We start from the raw sequence: 15,095 nt of genomic DNA on the forward strand, positions 1-15,095 counted from the left end.
GAGACCAAGAACTCCACGATCGGCGTGGGCAGCAAGGTGCCGCACCTCAGCTACATCGGCGACACGACGGTGGGGGAGCAGTCGAACATCGGTGCCGGCACCATCACGGCCAACTACGACGGCGTGAACAAGAGCGCCACCGTGGTCGGCTCGCACGTACGCACCGGATCGCACAACGTGTTCGTCGCCCCGGTCACCATCGGTGATGGCGCGTACACCGGGGCAGGCACGGTGGTGCGAAAGGATGTTCCGGCCGGCTCTCTCGCGGTCACGGCGGCCTCCCAGCGCAACATCAGTGGGTGGGTCGAGACCCACCGCACGGGAACGGCGGCGGCGCGGGCGGCGGCCGCGGCATCCGGCGATTCCGAGGTTTAGCGCCCGGTGCGCCGCCGATAAGATTGGGGCACACTAAGGTCGGCGATCTGTCGGCAGAGAGCGGGGACTGTGTCCGAGATCAAGATCACCGGGCAGAAGAGGCTCGTGATCGTCACCGGCCGAGCCCACCCGCAGCTGGCCATCGACATCGCCGCCGAGCTCGAGACCAGTGTCGTTCACACCGACGCGCGAACCTTCGCCAACGGCGAGATCTATGCCCGATACGACGAGAGCGTGCGCGGCTGCGATGCCTTCGTGATCCAGTCTCATACCAACCCGATCAATGAGTGGCTCATGGAGCAGCTGATCATGGTCGACGCCCTGAAGCGCGCCTCGGCCAAGCGCATCACCGTCGTGTCACCGTTCTACCCGTACGCCCGCCAGGACAAGAAGGGCCGTGGCCGCGAGCCGATCAGCGCCCGACTCATCGCCGACCTGTACAAGGCCGCGGGGGCCGACCGCATCATGAGCGTCGATCTGCACGCCGCGCAGATCCAGGGATTCTTCGATGGCCCGGTCGACCACCTCTTCGCCATGCCCGTTCTGCTGGCGCACTTCCAGAAGATCCTCGACCCGTCGACGCTGACGGTGGTCTCGCCAGACATGGGGCGCGTGCGGGTGGCTGACATCTGGAGCGATAAGCTCGGCGCTCCGCTGGCGATCATCCACAAACGACGTGATCCGCTCATCCCGAATAAGGTCACGGTGCACGAGATCGTCGGGGATGTGAACGGGCGGGTGTGCCTGCTCGTCGACGACATGATCGACACCGGCGGCACCATCGTCAAGGCGGCCGAGGCGCTGAAGGCTGCGGGAGCAACAAAGGTCGTGGTGGCGGCGACGCACGCGATTTTCTCGGAGCCAGCCTCAGACATCCTTCAGCATGCGTCCATCGACTCCGTGGTCGTGACAGACACTCTTCCGATCCCCGAATCCAAGCGTTTCGACAGTCTCACCATCCTGCCCATCGCACCCCTGCTCGCCCGTGCCATTCACCAGGTCTTCAACGACGGTTCCGTCACGAGCATGTTCGACGGCGCGGCTTGAGCATCGGCACTGCCCGACCCTGGCTCGCCTCGTACGCGGAGGGGGTTCCCGATGAGATTGAGCTGCCTCAGGGTTCGCTGTACGACCTGGTCGAGGCATCCATTGCAGAGTTCCCGAACGCCGTGGCGTTGGAATTCTTTGCCCGCGAAACGACGTATGCCCAAATGGGCATGCAAATCGATCGAGCCGCCGAGGGGCTGCGACTGCTCGGCGTGCAGAGGGGCGACACCGTCGCGCTCGTGCTGCCGAACTGCCCGCAGCACATCGTCGCCTTCTATGCCGTGCTGCGACTCGGCGCCATCGTGGTCGAGCACAATCCGCTCTATACGCCGCGCGAGCTGCGCCACCAGTTCGAAGACCATGCGGCGAAGGTCGTCATCGCGTGGAACAGGGTGGTCGCGACCATTCAGGCCTTCCCCGACGATGTCGCCGTCGACAGCATCATTTCGGTGGATGTCACGCGCGCGATGCCCTTCGTCACGAGGGCGCTGCTCCGACTGCCGATTGCCAAAGCTCGCGACTCACGCGCTGCGCTGACGACCGACGTTCGCGGCACCATCGTGTGGGAGCAGCTGCTGAAGTCGGAGCGGATCACACCCCACATCGCGCGCCCAGACGCGGCCGACGTTGCCCTCATCCAATACACCAGTGGCACCACCGGCATGCCCAAGGGCGCCACGCTCACCCACCTGAACCTGACCTCCAACGCCGCGCAGGCCCGCGCCTGGGTGCCCACCGTGACGCGCGGCCAAGGGTGCGTCGTGTACGCGCTGCTGCCGATGTTCCACGCCTACGGGCTCACGCTGTGCCTCACCTTCGCGATGAGTATGGGCGCGCGGCTGGTGCTCTTTCCCAAGTTCGACCCGGATCTGGTGCTGAAGGTAGTGACGAAGCATCCCGCAACATTCCTGCCCGCGGTGCCGCCGATCTATCAGCGACTGCAGGCCGCGGCCCAAGAAAAGGGTGTCTCACTGGGCGGCATCGAGATCTCGATCTCCGGTGCAATGCCGCTGTCGGCCTCGGTGGTCGAACCCTGGGAAAAGGAGACGGGTGGATACCTCGTCGAGGGCTACGGCCTCAGCGAGACGTCGCCGGTGCTGATGGCCAACCCGGTCGGGCCGACGCGAGTCGCAGGAACCGTCGGTCTCCCGCTGCCGAACACGGAGATCCGTGTCGTCGACCCCGAGAATCCCACCGTCGATCGCGCCCCGGGCGAGGAGGGCGAACTCATCGTGCGCGGCCCGCAGGTGTTCTCCGGCTATTGGAAGAAGCCCGACGAGACCGACGCCGTGTTCGTGCCCACCTCCGATGGCGGCGCGCGCTGGTTCCGCACCGGCGACATCGTCACCGTGGATCAGGCCGGATTCGTGCGTATCGTCGACCGCATCAAAGAGCTGATCATCACCGGCGGGTTCAACGTGGCTCCCAGCGAGGTCGAAGACACGCTGCGCCGCCACCCGGCGGTGGCCGACGTTGCCGTCGTGGGAATGCCGAGCACGCACAACGGTGAAGACGTGGTGGCCGCTGTCGTGCTCGTCGCTGGCGCCGCCCTGGATGAGGCATCCATTCGCGACTTCGCCCGGTCGAATCTGGCCGCGTATAAGGTCCCCCGCCGCGTGTACCAGGTCGAGGAACTGCCGCGCTCGCTCATCGGCAAGGTGCTACGGCGCGAGGTGCGCGAGAAGTTGACTGCGCTTTAGGAGTCGGTGGTCGAGATGCCCGGCGACACCGGCAGCCTGGCGCCGCCGGGGATGAGGCCCATCGCGGCAAGGAGCGTTTCACCGCCGTTGAATCCGATCGCGTAACAGTTCCAGCCCATCCCCGATGCGCTGAAAAACTCGAATCGTGCCGAGAACGTGACGGCCTCGGGCGCGAGGTTGGCGGTGTAGATCTCGCAGGAACGCTGGGCGGTGTTGTTGGCCGTTGACAGCCCGATCAGGATGCCCGGAAGCACCAGCCCGACCAGCCCGACCACCACCACGACGCGCATGACGGTGAGCAGGTGGGGGCTCCGCAGCGGCTTATCGCCGTGCGGTTCGTAGCCGGCGAGCTCGGGCTCGTCGTCGTATTCGTTCACGTTATCTGCAGACATGACCCGTCCATTGTGCCACCGCCCGCTGGACGGCATTCCCCGGCCGACTAGTGCGAGCTGCCTGCCGCCTCGATCTCGGTGCGGTCGCCGCTCCACAGCGTGTGGAACGTGCCCTCCTTATCGACGCGCTGATAGGTGTGCGCCCCGAAGAAGTCGCGCTGGCCCTGCACGAGGGCGGCGGGAAGGCGGTCGGCGCGCAGCCCGTCGTAGTACGCCAGTGACGACGAGAATGCCGGGGTCGGGATGCCCGACTGCGCTGCTCCGGAGACGACCCGGCGCCAGGCATCCTGAGTTTTCGCCATCACGTCGACGAAGAAGGGCGCGGTGACGAGGGCCATCAGCCCGGGATCCTCGGCGTACGCCTCGGTGATGCGATTCAGGAAGCGTGCACGGATGATGCAGCCTCCACGCCAAATCTTCGCGATCTCACCCTTCTGGATGTCCCAGCCGTACTGCTCCGCTCCCGCCACGATCGCATCGAACCCCTGCGAATAGGCGATGACCTTGGATGCGTAGAGCGCAAGCCGCACGTCTTCGACGAAGTCTTCGGAAGAAGTGACCTGCGACGCGGGCCCCGGCAGAGACGCCGCGGCCGCACGCTGGGCCGGCTTGGACGACAGCGCGCGGGCGAATACGGCCTCCGCGATTCCGGAGACGGGAATGCCGAGATCGAGGGCGGTCTGCACCGTCCAGACCCCGGTACCCTTCGACCCGGCCTGGTCAAGGATGACGTCGACGAGCGGCCTGCCGGTCGAGGCATCCACTTGCTTCAGTACCTCGGCGGTGATTTCGATCAGGTAGCTCTCGAGTTCGCCGGTGTTCCACTCGGTGAAGATGTCGGCGATGGCGGCCGGCGACAGCTCGGTGCCGCGGCGGATGAGGTCGTAGGCCTCGGCGATCAGCTGCATGTCGGCGTACTCGATGCCGTTGTGGATCATTTTGACGAAGTGTCCGGCTCCATCGTGGCCGACGTGTGTGACGCAGGGCTCGCCTTCTGCGATGGCGGCGATGGATTTCAGGATCGGGCCGAGCGTGACCCACGCCTCATCCGAGCCGCCGGGCATGATCGACGGGCCGAGAAGCGCACCCTCTTCGCCGCCCGAGATTCCCGCACCAACGAAGTTGATCCCGGTCTCGCGCACAGCCTTCTCACGGCGGATGGTGTCGGTGAACAGCGCGTTCCCACCGTCGACGATGATGTCGCCGGGCTCAAACACGGCCATGAGTTCGTCGATGACCGCGTCGGTGCCCTTGCCCGCCTGCACCATGATCAGCGCGGTGCGCGGCGTGGAGAGCGAGGTGGCAAACTCGGCGTAGGTTTTCGACGCGACGAATTCGGCTTCGGGGTGCTCGCTCAGCAGCGTTTCGGTTTTCTGGTACGAGCGGTTGAAGATCGCGACCGAGTTTCCTTCCCGACTCGCGAGGTTTCGGGCGAGGTTGGATCCCATTACCGCGAGCCCTACAACGCCGATATTTGCCTGTGCCATGAGTCTCCTTTGGTGTGCCGTGAAGCCAGGATCAAGGCTAGTACGGTTGGTGGATGCCCCGGCCGCCGCTCGTCGTTGTGAGCGGAGTATCGGCCTGAAGCCTGTGCGGGCGAACTCCTGCTCGGTAGTCTCTGACCATGGTCCGAATCATGCTGAGTGTCGTGATCGCGTTCGCCGCGACCGCACTCGGCTACGTGGCGCTGTGGAACGGCGGAGCCGTTCTGCTCCGGGACGCGAGTAACGGCGGGGGCGCCGACCTCAGCCTCGTGGCACTGCTGATGGCGGGCGGTGGGCTGGTGTTGCTGGCCACAGCCATGCTCAGCCTCGCCCTGTCTCCCGTGGGCGTGATCACGGTGGGCGCAATCCACCTGACCGTCGGCCTGCTCTCCGTATTGATCCCCTCGTCCCCGTTCATTCCTCTCTTCGCCCAGGGGTTCGGAGCCGACTCGGCGATCGGCTACGGCCTGCTGTTCTCCGTCTCCACCGGCATCGGGCTGCTTGCCGGCATCATCTTCCTGGTCACGGGTCTTGCCGCACTCACCCGCCGGGCCCAGAAGCCCGGTGCTCTCGCGCGGGCCGCGAGCGTCATCGTCGCCATCGTCGCCGGCGCGATGGGCATCCTGCTGGCGTTCATCGGTGGTGGTTCGGTTCATACGACACTGATTCTCGAGGCCCGGCCCGGGCTCGAAGTCACGGGAGTGGTGCTGGTACTCGTCGGCACGATCCTGGTGGGGCTCGCGGCGTTGACGCTGCGCTGGTCGTCGCTGGGCGCGGCGGTGCTGGGCGTGCTGGTCACGGCGATGGGCATCGTTGGCATTGCGCAACCCTCGCAACTGGCATCCATCACCCAGGGGGTTTCGCGCGAACTGACCGTGGCCATCCAGTTCGCCTGCCCGAACGGCAATCTTGCATTGATCGGGATGCTGCTGCTCGCCGCCGCGCTCGGCACCCTGTTGCGCTCCCGCCGCTGGCGTTGAGCGGATTCCCTCCCGTCGGCGGATCCGTGTAGAATCGGGCACTGAACTTCGGCGAGGGAACCACACGGTTCCGTTATCGACGCGGTGAAGTGGGCTTACGTCTTCCTCACGCTGACATTCACGCGTTCGAGTTGAACACGACCTGGGCGAATGCCCGTTATGGAGAACATCATGGCTGGTAAAGCTCCCACGTCAGGTAACGACAACAACCACCTCGTCACCGAGGTGCGCGACACCTTCGGCAAGGGTGTGGCTCGCAAGATCCGCGCGAAGGGCAAGATCCCTGCCGTCATCTACGGTCACGGCACCGAGCCGCAGCACGTCACCCTGCCGGGCCATGAGACGGCCCTGATCCTTCGCAAGTCGAACCAGGTGCTTGAGCTCGACATCCAGGGCACGACGCAGCTTGCACTCGTCAAGGATGTGCAGAAAGACCCGGTTCGCCAGATCATTGAGCACATCGACCTGATCGTCATCCGCAAGGGCGAGAAAGTCATCGTCGACATTCCCGTACATGTCGAGGGCGAACCGGCTCCCGGAACGTCAGTCAACCAGGATTCCAATACCGTGTCGCTCGAGGTCGAGGCGATCCACATCCCCGAGAACATCGTGGTGTCGATCGAGGGCCTCGAGGAGGGCTCGCAGATTCTTGCGAAGGATCTCGCCCTGCCGACTGGCGCCACGTTGGTCACGGAGCCCGAGACGCTCATTGTCGGAATCACCGGTGAGAGCGAGCAGGACCTGGGTGACGAGACCGACGAGGCTGCTGAGGGCGATGCCCCTGCCGCGGAGGGCGCGTCAGAGGCCTCCGAGTAGGCCTCCGACGCCGAGAAAGTTCTGCCCCATCTGGTTTTCACGCAAAACGCATCCCGTGGATGATCTCTGGCTTGTGGTCGGGCTCGGTAACCCCGGGCCCGGCTACGCCGGCAATCGTCATAACGTCGGGCAGATGGCGCTTACCCAGCTTGCCGATCGAGCCTCGGCCAGCTTCAAGAATCACAGGTCCAACGCGTCAGTAGCAGAAGCTCGCGGCGCGGTGGAAGGGCCCAGACTGGTGCTGGCCAAGCCGAATTCGTTCATGAATGTGTCGGGTGCGCCGGTGGCGGCGCTGCTGCGCTTCTACAAGATCGAGCCTGCGCGGTTGATCGTGCTGCACGACGAGCTCGACCTCCCGTTTGACGCGCTCCGCCTGAAGTTCGGCGGGGGTCACGGCGGCCACAACGGCATCCGCGACATCATCGCCGCGACCGGCACGGGCGACTTCACCCGCGTGCGCATCGGCATCGGTCGCCCCCCGGGCCGCCAGAGCGCAGCCGACTTCGTGCTGCGCGACTTCTCGGGCGACGAGCGCGCGACGCTGCCGAACCTGCTTGAAGACGCAGTGGATGCCACGCAGCTCATCACCTCGGACGGCCTCACCATGGCGCAGCTGAAGTTCCACACCGCCCGCCCCTAGCGCTCGCCCAGCCGCTCCGCCCAGCCGCTCCGCCCAGCCGCTCCGCCCAGCCGCTCCGCCCGACCCCGCGCCTCGCCGCTCGACGCCGCGCCTCGCCGCCCGACCCCGCGCCTCGCCGCTCGACGCCGCGCCTCGCCGCTCGACGCCGCGCCTCGCCCGCATCCGAGTCGTCCGCACCCGATGCCAAATGAAGGAGATTCCCAGCTCCGCGCTCGCATTACGTGACGGGTGAGACGGTTCCGCCGAAATCTCCTTCATTTGGCAGCGGGCCGGCGCGAGTTGTCCGGCGGCAGCGGGTCGGCTTGGGGCGCGAGTGCCGCGGCCCAGCTTGGCGTGCCGCCGATGCGCGAGCGGCCCGCGTGTTGATAACTCCTGCAGATCGAGCGACCCGCGCGGCAGCATCCCCGGAGTTCCGCGGAGTTCCGCGGGCTACCGCAGCCGCGGTCCGCGATCTGCAGGAGTAATCAACCGCCAGCATCGGTGAGCGCCGCCACGTAGACTTATCCAGTGATACTCGAAGGATTAATCCCGGCCCTTTCGCGCGCCCGGACGTTCGAGGAAGCTCTGACCTCGGGCGCCCGAAGCGCCGATTTCTCGCTGGTCGACGGGCTGCGTGCGCCCCTGCTGGCGGGACTGCTCACGCGTACCGGCGGCCCGCGCGCGCTGCTCGCGGTGGTGGCCACGGGCCGGGAATCCGAAGCACTTCGTCGGTCGTTGGCAAGCTACCTCCCGAGTGCCACGATCGTCGAGTTCCCCGCGTGGGAGACCCTGCCGCATGAACGGTTGAGCCCGAGCGCCGAAACGGTGGGCAAGCGAATTGCGGCGCTTCGGGGCATCCGGGACTGGTCAAAAACCGACCAGAAGACGCCGTTCGTCATGGTCGCCAGCGTGCGCGCTGCCCTGCAGCCCCTTGCCGATAACCTCACCAGCATCGAGCCGATTGCGCTGGTCAAAGGCGGCCGCGGCTACGACTTGGCGGAGCTTAGCCGCCAGCTCGTCGACCTCGCCTATGCGCGGGTCGACATGGTCACGCGGCGCGGAGAGTTCGCGGTGCGCGGTGGCATCGTCGACGTGTTTGCTCCCACCGATGAGCACCCGCTTCGGCTCGAATTCTTCGGCGACGAGCTTGAACAGCTTCGGGAATTCTCCGTCGCCGACCAGCGCTCCCTCGCCACCGAGATCAGCGCGGCGGAGCTTGCGCCCAGCCGCGAGATGTTGCTGAGCGAGTCGGTGCGGCAGCGCGCCCGCGAGATGCAGCACGAGTTTCCGAGCCTGTCGACGATGCTGGCGAAGATCGGCGAGGGCATCCCTGTTGAGGGCATGGAGTCGCTCGCCCCGGCTCTGGTCGATCGGCTGGTGCCGCTGACGCACTACTTGCCACAGGATGCCGCGATCGCGGTGCTCTCGCCCGAAAAAGTGGCGACGCGCGCGGTGAACCTGGCGGAGACGAACCGGGAGTTTCTGAGCGCGGCGTGGAACGCGGCCACCGCCGGTGCCGAGGCCCCCATCGACCTGGATGCCGGCGACTTCGTCACGCTCGGCAGGCTGCGCGAGTCGGCGGGCACTCGCCCGTGGTGGACCCTCAGCGCCTTCGACTCGGGTGCTTCAGTGGAGCCCGTTGGCGGGAGAAACGTACTCGCGGCGGGAGTTGCGACTCCCGCCGCTCGGGAGTATCTCCCGCCGGAGAGAGAAGAGTACGACGACGACCGTTACGTGCGTGTCGAGGCGCGCACGGTACCGAACTTCGCGGGCCAACCCGATGGCGCGCTCGGGCACGTCGGCGATCTGCTGCGCGACGGCTGGACGGTGGTCGTCGTCTCCGAGGGCACCGGGCTTGTGGAGCGCACGGCCAACGTGCTGGCCGAGCATGAGCTCGCCGGGCGGGCCGTAGACGCGTTTCCCTCGAAGACCGAGGCCGGCGTCGCCTACCTGGTGCAGGCATCCCTCGACCAGGGTTTTGAGTTGCCCGACATCAAGCTCGCCCTCCTCAGCGAGAGCGAGTTTTACGGCAGGACGGCGGGTTACGACACGCGCCAGGTCAAAAAGCTCGCGAGTCGGCGCAAGAATGTCGTCGATCCGCTGCAGCTCAAGGCTGGCGACTTCGTGGTGCACAACACCCATGGCATTGGCAAATTCGTCGAGCTGGTGCAGCGCGAGGTCAGCACCGGTGGCCGCAACGCCATCAAGACGCAGCGCGAATTCCTGGTCATTGAATATGCGCCCAATAAGCGTGGATACCCCGGGGATAAGCTCTACGTTCCGACCGACCAGCTCGACCTGCTGAGTCGGTATGTCGGCGGCGAGGCCCCCGCGCTGAGCAAGATGGGCGGCAGTGACTGGGCGGCAGCGAAGGGCAAGGCGCGCAAGGCGGTGCGCGACATCGCGGTGGAGTTGGTGAAGCTCTACAGCGCGCGAATGGCGTCCAAGGGCCACGCGTTCGGGCCGGACACCCCCTGGCAGCGTGAGCTGGAGGAAGCCTTCGCGTTCGCCGAGACCCCCGACCAGCTGACCACGATCGATGAAGTCAAAGCCGACATGGAGAGGCCGATCCCGATGGATCGACTACTTTCCGGCGACGTCGGTTATGGCAAGACCGAGGTCGCGGTGCGCGCCGCATTCAAGGCCGTTCAGGATGGCAAGCAGGTCGCGATGATCGTGCCGACCACACTGCTGGTGCGTCAGCACATGGAGACCTTCGCCGAGCGGTTCGCGGGTTTCCCGGTGCACCTTCGCGCGTTATCCCGGTTCCAGAGCGACAGCCAGTCGAAGGAAACGATCGCTGGCATGGCGGATGGCACGGTCGATGTGGTGATCGGCACGCACCGCCTCCTCAGTCAGAACATCGCGTTCAAGGACCTGGGGCTCGTGATCATCGACGAGGAGCAGCGATTCGGCGTCGAACATAAGGATGCGCTGAAGAAGCTGAAGACGAATGTCGACATCTTGGCGATGACGGCGACCCCGATCCCGCGCACGCTCGAGATGGCGGTCACAGGCATCCGGGAGATGTCGACCCTGGCGACCCCTCCGGAAGATCGGCATCCGATTCTCTCCTTTGTGGGCCCGTATTCAGAGCGCCAGGTCGGGGCCGCGATTCGCCGCGAGCTGCTGCGTGAGGGCCAGGTGTTCTTTGTGCACAACCGCGTCTCAAGCATCACGCGGGTCGCGAACCAGTTGGCGGAGTTGGTTCCGGAGGCGCGCATCGCGGTCGCCCACGGCCAACTGCCCGAGCACGTGCTCGAGCAGGTGATGGTCGACTTCTGGGAGCGCAAATTCGACGTGCTGGTCAGCACCACGATCATCGAGACCGGTCTGGATATCGCGAACGCCAACACGCTCATCATCGACCGGGCTGATAAGTACGGCCTCTCGCAGCTGCATCAGCTGCGCGGTCGGGTGGGGCGAGGGCGCGAGCGCGCGTACGCCTATTTCCTCTACGACGACCTCAAGCCGATGACCGAGACGGCCCACGAGCGCCTGAACACGATCGCGGCCAATAACGAGCTCGGGGCCGGCATGCAGATTGCGCTGAAGGACCTCGAGATCCGTGGGGCCGGAAACCTGCTCGGCGGGGAACAATCCGGGCATATCGCGGGCGTCGGTTTTGATCTTTACCTCAGGATGATCGGCGAAGCGGTCTCGATGTTCCGGGGTGACGTGGCTGAAGGTCAGACCGAGCTCAGGCTCGAGTTGCCCGTCGACGCCCACATCCCCGAGGAGTACGTGGAGAGCGAGCGGCTCAGGCTGGAGGCGTACCAGAAGCTGTCGACCGCCGCAGCTCCCGCCGCCACCGCTGACAGCATCGACCGGGTTCTGGAGGAACTGACCGACCGCTACGGGGATCCACCCGAGCAGGTTGCCAACCTTATTGCGGTCTCACGGCTGCGGCGGATGGCCCAGAAGTCGGGCCTCAGCGAAGTGGTCGTGATGGGCGATAAGTTGCGCGTGGCTCCGGCCAACCTCGCCGACTCGATCCAGGTGCGGCTGCAGCGACTGTATCCGGGAGCCCGATATCACGCCTCCGCGGCCGCGGTGCTGGTGCCCCTGCCGGAGCAGCCGACCGACACGCAGCTCATCGCCTGGACGACAGACCTGCTCGTGGCCATCTTCGGCGCGGAGGTGGCGGCCCCGGAGGTGGCGGCCCCGGAGGTGGTGGCCCCAGAGGCTGCGGCCCCGGAGAGCGCTGGGTAACGTTCCCCTGGCTAGCGTCGCCCGAGCCCACCCCCTGCCGCGATGGCATGCGCGCAATCTCACCGCTGCATCCACCACTCAGAGTGCAGCTCTGGCCCCTCCCGCTCGGCGGCGATGGGCCACAACTGCGCTCTGACTTGAGTGCGGCGCCGGATGCGGAGCGAGTCGGGGCGTGCGGCGCCGCCCGCAGCGGCAATGTCGCACTTCGCCGGGTTTAGTTTGCCGTCCCGAACGCGCCCTCCCCCCTCACCACTGCGCGCCAGCCACGATGCGATGAGGGATGCGTTGGCCGCAGCCTGCGCGCCCGACCCCTGTTCACCTCTCGGCTGCCGATGAGCGGGCCGGGTTTCATGAGCCGCCTAGGGCAGCGGGCCGCGCCGCGCGATGATCCCCGCGAAGAGGGTGTGAAGCAGCGGCAGCGCCGACACCGACATGAGCACGATCCCCAGGACGACATCCTGGGGGCGAAGCAGGATGCCGCCGATCAGCAGGGCGGTGAAGAGGATCGCCGAGATAACGCGGCGCCCCAGTAGCTCGAGGTTGCTGAGGCGGCGCTCGAGCCGGGGGCTCTGCACCGAGACTCGGCCCTCCTCGATCCGAGACGTGAGGGTGTCGAGGCGCTGCGGCAGTCGCGAGATGACGCCGGCGGACGACGTGAGCCGCTTGACGACATCCTGAACCAGGTTGCCGCTCTCGGACCGGATCAACTGTGCGGAGTATGGCTCGACGGCATCCCAGATGTTGAAGGCGGGATTGATCGAGCTACACACCCCCGAGGTCACCGACAGTGCGCGGATGATGAGCAGGAAATTTTCGGGGAACTGGAACGGCAGCGATCGCACGAGTTCACTGAACTCGAGAGCGAACGCCTGGAACTGGCGAGGGTCGACCTCCTGCAACTCGGCGAACCCCATCCCTCCGAACCGCGCGAAGGCCGTGGTCATTGCCCTCTCGAGCTCGGCGGTATCGGCTGTGGGGAGCAGAACTCCGACTTCGCGGATGCCATCTACCATGCCCTTGCCATCGCGGGATGCCGCGGCGATCACGACCTGCCGCAGGCCTCGGCGCAGGGCGTCGGGCACCTCGCCCATCATCCCGAAGTCGATGAAAGTGAAAGCCCAGCGACGGCCGCTGGGGTCGCCGTCGAGCTGTGTGACGAAGACGTTACCTGGATGAGGGTCGCCGTGGAAGAAGCCGTGCACGAAGAGTTGGTCGAACATCACCGACGCGAACTCGGCGGCCACCTCGGCCGGGTCGATGCCGGCAACGCGCAGGGCGTCGACGTCGGTGATCTTGATGGCCGTCACATCCTGCATCGTCAGCACTCGGCGCGTGGTGCGCTCCCACACGAATTCGGGGACGCGAACGCGTGCGTCGCCGGCGAAGTTCTGGGTAAACCGCTCCGCATTGGCGGCTTCCGCGAGGTAGTCGATCTCCTCCAGGCTGGTCTTCGCGAATTCCTCCATGAGGGTCAGCATGTCGACGCGATTCGAGACGAGGCGCACGCGACTGAGGATTCCGGCAACACGGCGAAGGGCCCTCAAGTCCACGTCGACGATCAACTCGATGCCGGGACGCTGGATCTTCAGGACGACGTCGGTCAGCCCTGTGTCCGCGGTGTCCCGCTCCGATAATCGTGCGCGATGTACCTGGCCCAAGGATGCCGCGGCCAACGGAATCGGATCGACGAACGAGAAGGCGCGATCGAACGACAACCCCAGCTCGGTTTCGGCGTGGGCACGGATTCGCTCGAAGGGAACGGCGGGAACTTCATCCTGCAGGCCCTCGAGTTCCCTCGTGATCTCGCGCGGCAGCACGTCGAGCCGGGACGACATGAATTGCCCTACCTTAATCATGAGGCCGCCCAGGTCCACCGCCAGGGTGTTGAAATTGCGTGCGATGCGCTGGATGCGGCGCGATCGGGTGCGCGCCGCAATCCGTGTGAGCCCGAACCGTGGCAACACCAGCTCGTACCACCACGTCTGCACCAGGTAACGGGTGGCAAACCGCATGATCCTGCGGTAGCGGGCGCGCATATTCCCGGCGTCGGTCATCTGGTCTCGGTCTTTCGATCTCCGCCGCGCCGACGTGCTGGGGGCAATCGATCAGTCCTGAGCGAGGATGGAATAAAGCTTACGCCGCGCCTCATCGAGCACCGCGACGGCCTGCTTCACCTGCTCAGAGTTTCCTGAGCGTCCCACCTGCGCCGCCGCCTGTGCCAGCTCGACTCCGGCCCGGGGCAGCGCTGTGGCTCGCCCGCTGTCTCGCCCACCCTGGGCCTCCCATGGGGCAGAGTGATCTGCTGCCGCCTCCGCCACAGTCCGACCCTCGGCAGTGAGCGAGTAGGTCTTGCGGCCGTCCGCCTCCTCGGCTTCGATGAGGCCCTCGTCAGCTAACAGCTGAAGAGTCGGATACACCGAGCCGGGGCTCGGCTTCCACACGCCTCCGCTGCGTTCTTCGATCTCGTGGATGATCTGGTAGCCGTGCATGGGCTTCTCGGCGAGCAGCGCGAGCACTGCCGCGCGCACATCACCGCGACCCATCCTCGAGCCGGTCTTGCGGTCGAACTGGCCGCGCAGCTGCTCGAACGACTCCCACATCGAGGCGGTCGGCCAGCCTTCGCGCGCGCCACTGCGGCGCCCTGTGAACCCATCGCCCATAAATGAATTGCTCATGATGTCCTCCTCAGCGCCGGAGCTACCGATGCTCGACGATACTCAACGATATATCTTTAATATGTGGATGAGAAACGAGACGGCCGCGGTCATCCACCTGCCAGAGCCCGCGCTGCTCGGCTAGACTTAGACCGTCGCGACTGGCGTTCAGATGGGCATCCATCGGGAAGTGACCGCTGTCTCTGTTGGGCAGCCACACGATTGGGCCGTACGCCTGGGCCCACCGGATACCCTTGTTCTATCCGTTCGAGTGTTTTTAGGAGCGTCATGTCCAGCACCCTCTCCACCAGCCCCGTCACTTCCGCGCCGAGCCATTCCTTCACCGCTCCGCTGTCCGAGGTCGATCCCGAGATCGCCGCAGTTCTCGAGCAGGAGCTCGGCCGTCAGCGTGGCACTCTTGAAATGATCGCGAGTGAGAACTTCGTGCCACGTGCGGTGCTCGAATCCCAGGGTTCCGTGCTCACCAATAAGTACGCGGAGGGCTACCCCGGTCGTCGCTATTACGGTGGATGTGAGTTCGTCGACGTGGCCGAGAGCCTCGCAATCTCCCGGGCGAAGAGCCTGTTCGGCGCCGCTTACGCCAACGTCCAGCCACACTCCGGTGCCTCGGCCAACGCGGCGGTGCTGGCAGCCATCGCGCAGCCCGGCGACCGTATCCTCGGCCTCGAGTTGGCCCACGGCGGCCACCTCACCCACGGGATGCGCCTCAACTTCTCGGGCAAACTCTACGAGGCCCACGCCTATGGCGTCGACCCGCAGAGCTACCTGATCGACATGGATGCGGTGCGCGAGAAA

General features: G+C 65.9%; 10 protein-coding genes, 2 pseudogenes and 1 riboswitch. Of the genes and pseudogenes, 8 read left to right on the plus strand and 4 right to left on the minus strand.

The window, feature by feature from the left end:
- From glmU to RMN95_RS04035, 3 genes and pseudogenes are all read left to right on the plus strand, one after another.
- A pseudogene (gene glmU, locus RMN95_RS04025) lies at positions 1–375 on the plus strand (bifunctional UDP-N-acetylglucosamine diphosphorylase/glucosamine-1-phosphate N-acetyltransferase GlmU); the annotation flags it as partial.
- Positions 376–444: 69 nt separating this feature from the next.
- Positions 445–1,422, plus strand: a complete 978-nt coding sequence (locus RMN95_RS04030; protein ID WP_309615672.1) for a ribose-phosphate diphosphokinase — start codon at positions 445–447, stop codon at positions 1,420–1,422.
- Entirely contained in the window at positions 1,419–3,122 is a 1,704-nt protein-coding gene (locus tag RMN95_RS04035; RefSeq protein WP_309615673.1) for a long-chain-fatty-acid--CoA ligase, read from the plus strand. The genes RMN95_RS04030 and RMN95_RS04035 overlap by 4 nt, the downstream gene beginning before the upstream one ends.
- Here RMN95_RS04035 and RMN95_RS04040 read toward each other — a convergent pair.
- The gene (locus RMN95_RS04040) at positions 3,119–3,514 is read right to left on the minus strand and encodes a hypothetical protein (protein WP_309615674.1); all 396 of its coding nucleotides are present in this window, start codon (positions 3,512–3,514) and stop codon (positions 3,119–3,121) included. The genes RMN95_RS04035 and RMN95_RS04040 overlap by 4 nt on opposite strands.
- Positions 3,515–3,561: 47 nt before the next feature.
- The gene (gene gndA, locus RMN95_RS04045) at positions 3,562–5,001 is read right to left on the minus strand and encodes an NADP-dependent phosphogluconate dehydrogenase (protein WP_309615675.1); all 1,440 of its coding nucleotides are present in this window, start codon (positions 4,999–5,001) and stop codon (positions 3,562–3,564) included.
- Positions 5,002–5,138: 137 nt separating this feature from the next.
- Between gndA and RMN95_RS04050 the strand changes: the two genes are divergently transcribed.
- From RMN95_RS04050 to mfd, 4 genes are all read left to right on the plus strand, one after another.
- A complete protein-coding gene (locus tag RMN95_RS04050) occupies positions 5,139–5,978 on the plus strand; it encodes a hypothetical protein (RefSeq protein WP_309615676.1) in 840 nt (279 codons plus the stop codon).
- A gap of 171 nt (positions 5,979–6,149) precedes the next feature.
- Positions 6,150–6,794, plus strand: coding sequence for a 50S ribosomal protein L25/general stress protein Ctc (locus RMN95_RS04055; protein WP_309615677.1), 645 nt, complete (start codon positions 6,150–6,152; stop codon positions 6,792–6,794).
- 55 nt (positions 6,795–6,849) lie between these two features.
- Complete coding sequence (gene pth / locus RMN95_RS04060; RefSeq protein WP_309615678.1) at positions 6,850–7,434, plus strand: aminoacyl-tRNA hydrolase; 585 nt, start codon at positions 6,850–6,852, stop codon at positions 7,432–7,434.
- A gap of 507 nt (positions 7,435–7,941) precedes the next feature.
- Positions 7,942–11,625: a transcription-repair coupling factor gene (gene mfd, locus RMN95_RS04065; RefSeq protein WP_309615679.1), complete on the plus strand. Its 3,684-nt coding sequence runs from the start codon at positions 7,942–7,944 to the stop codon at positions 11,623–11,625.
- A 359-nt stretch (positions 11,626–11,984) separates the two neighbouring features.
- Here mfd and RMN95_RS04070 read toward each other — a convergent pair whose 3' ends face one another.
- Both RMN95_RS04070 and RMN95_RS04075 read right to left on the minus strand, forming a co-directional pair.
- The gene (locus tag RMN95_RS04070; RefSeq protein ID WP_309615680.1) at positions 11,985–13,679 is read right to left on the minus strand and encodes an AarF/UbiB family protein; all 1,695 of its coding nucleotides are present in this window, start codon (positions 13,677–13,679) and stop codon (positions 11,985–11,987) included.
- Between the two features lie 51 nt (positions 13,680–13,730).
- Positions 13,731–14,300 carry a PadR family transcriptional regulator gene (locus RMN95_RS04075; RefSeq protein WP_309615681.1) on the minus strand — a complete coding sequence of 190 codons (570 nt, stop codon included), beginning with the start codon at positions 14,298–14,300 and terminating at the stop codon, positions 13,731–13,733.
- Between the two features lie 126 nt (positions 14,301–14,426).
- Positions 14,427–14,527: riboswitch (ZMP/ZTP riboswitch) on the plus strand.
- Between the two features lie 40 nt (positions 14,528–14,567).
- Here RMN95_RS04075 and RMN95_RS04080 point away from each other — a divergent pair.
- Positions 14,568–15,095 (plus strand): annotated as a pseudogene (locus RMN95_RS04080) (serine hydroxymethyltransferase); the annotation flags it as partial.

The organism is Salinibacterium sp., from assembly GCF_031364185.1.
GTDB lineage: Bacteria > Actinomycetota > Actinomycetes > Actinomycetales > Microbacteriaceae > Rhodoglobus.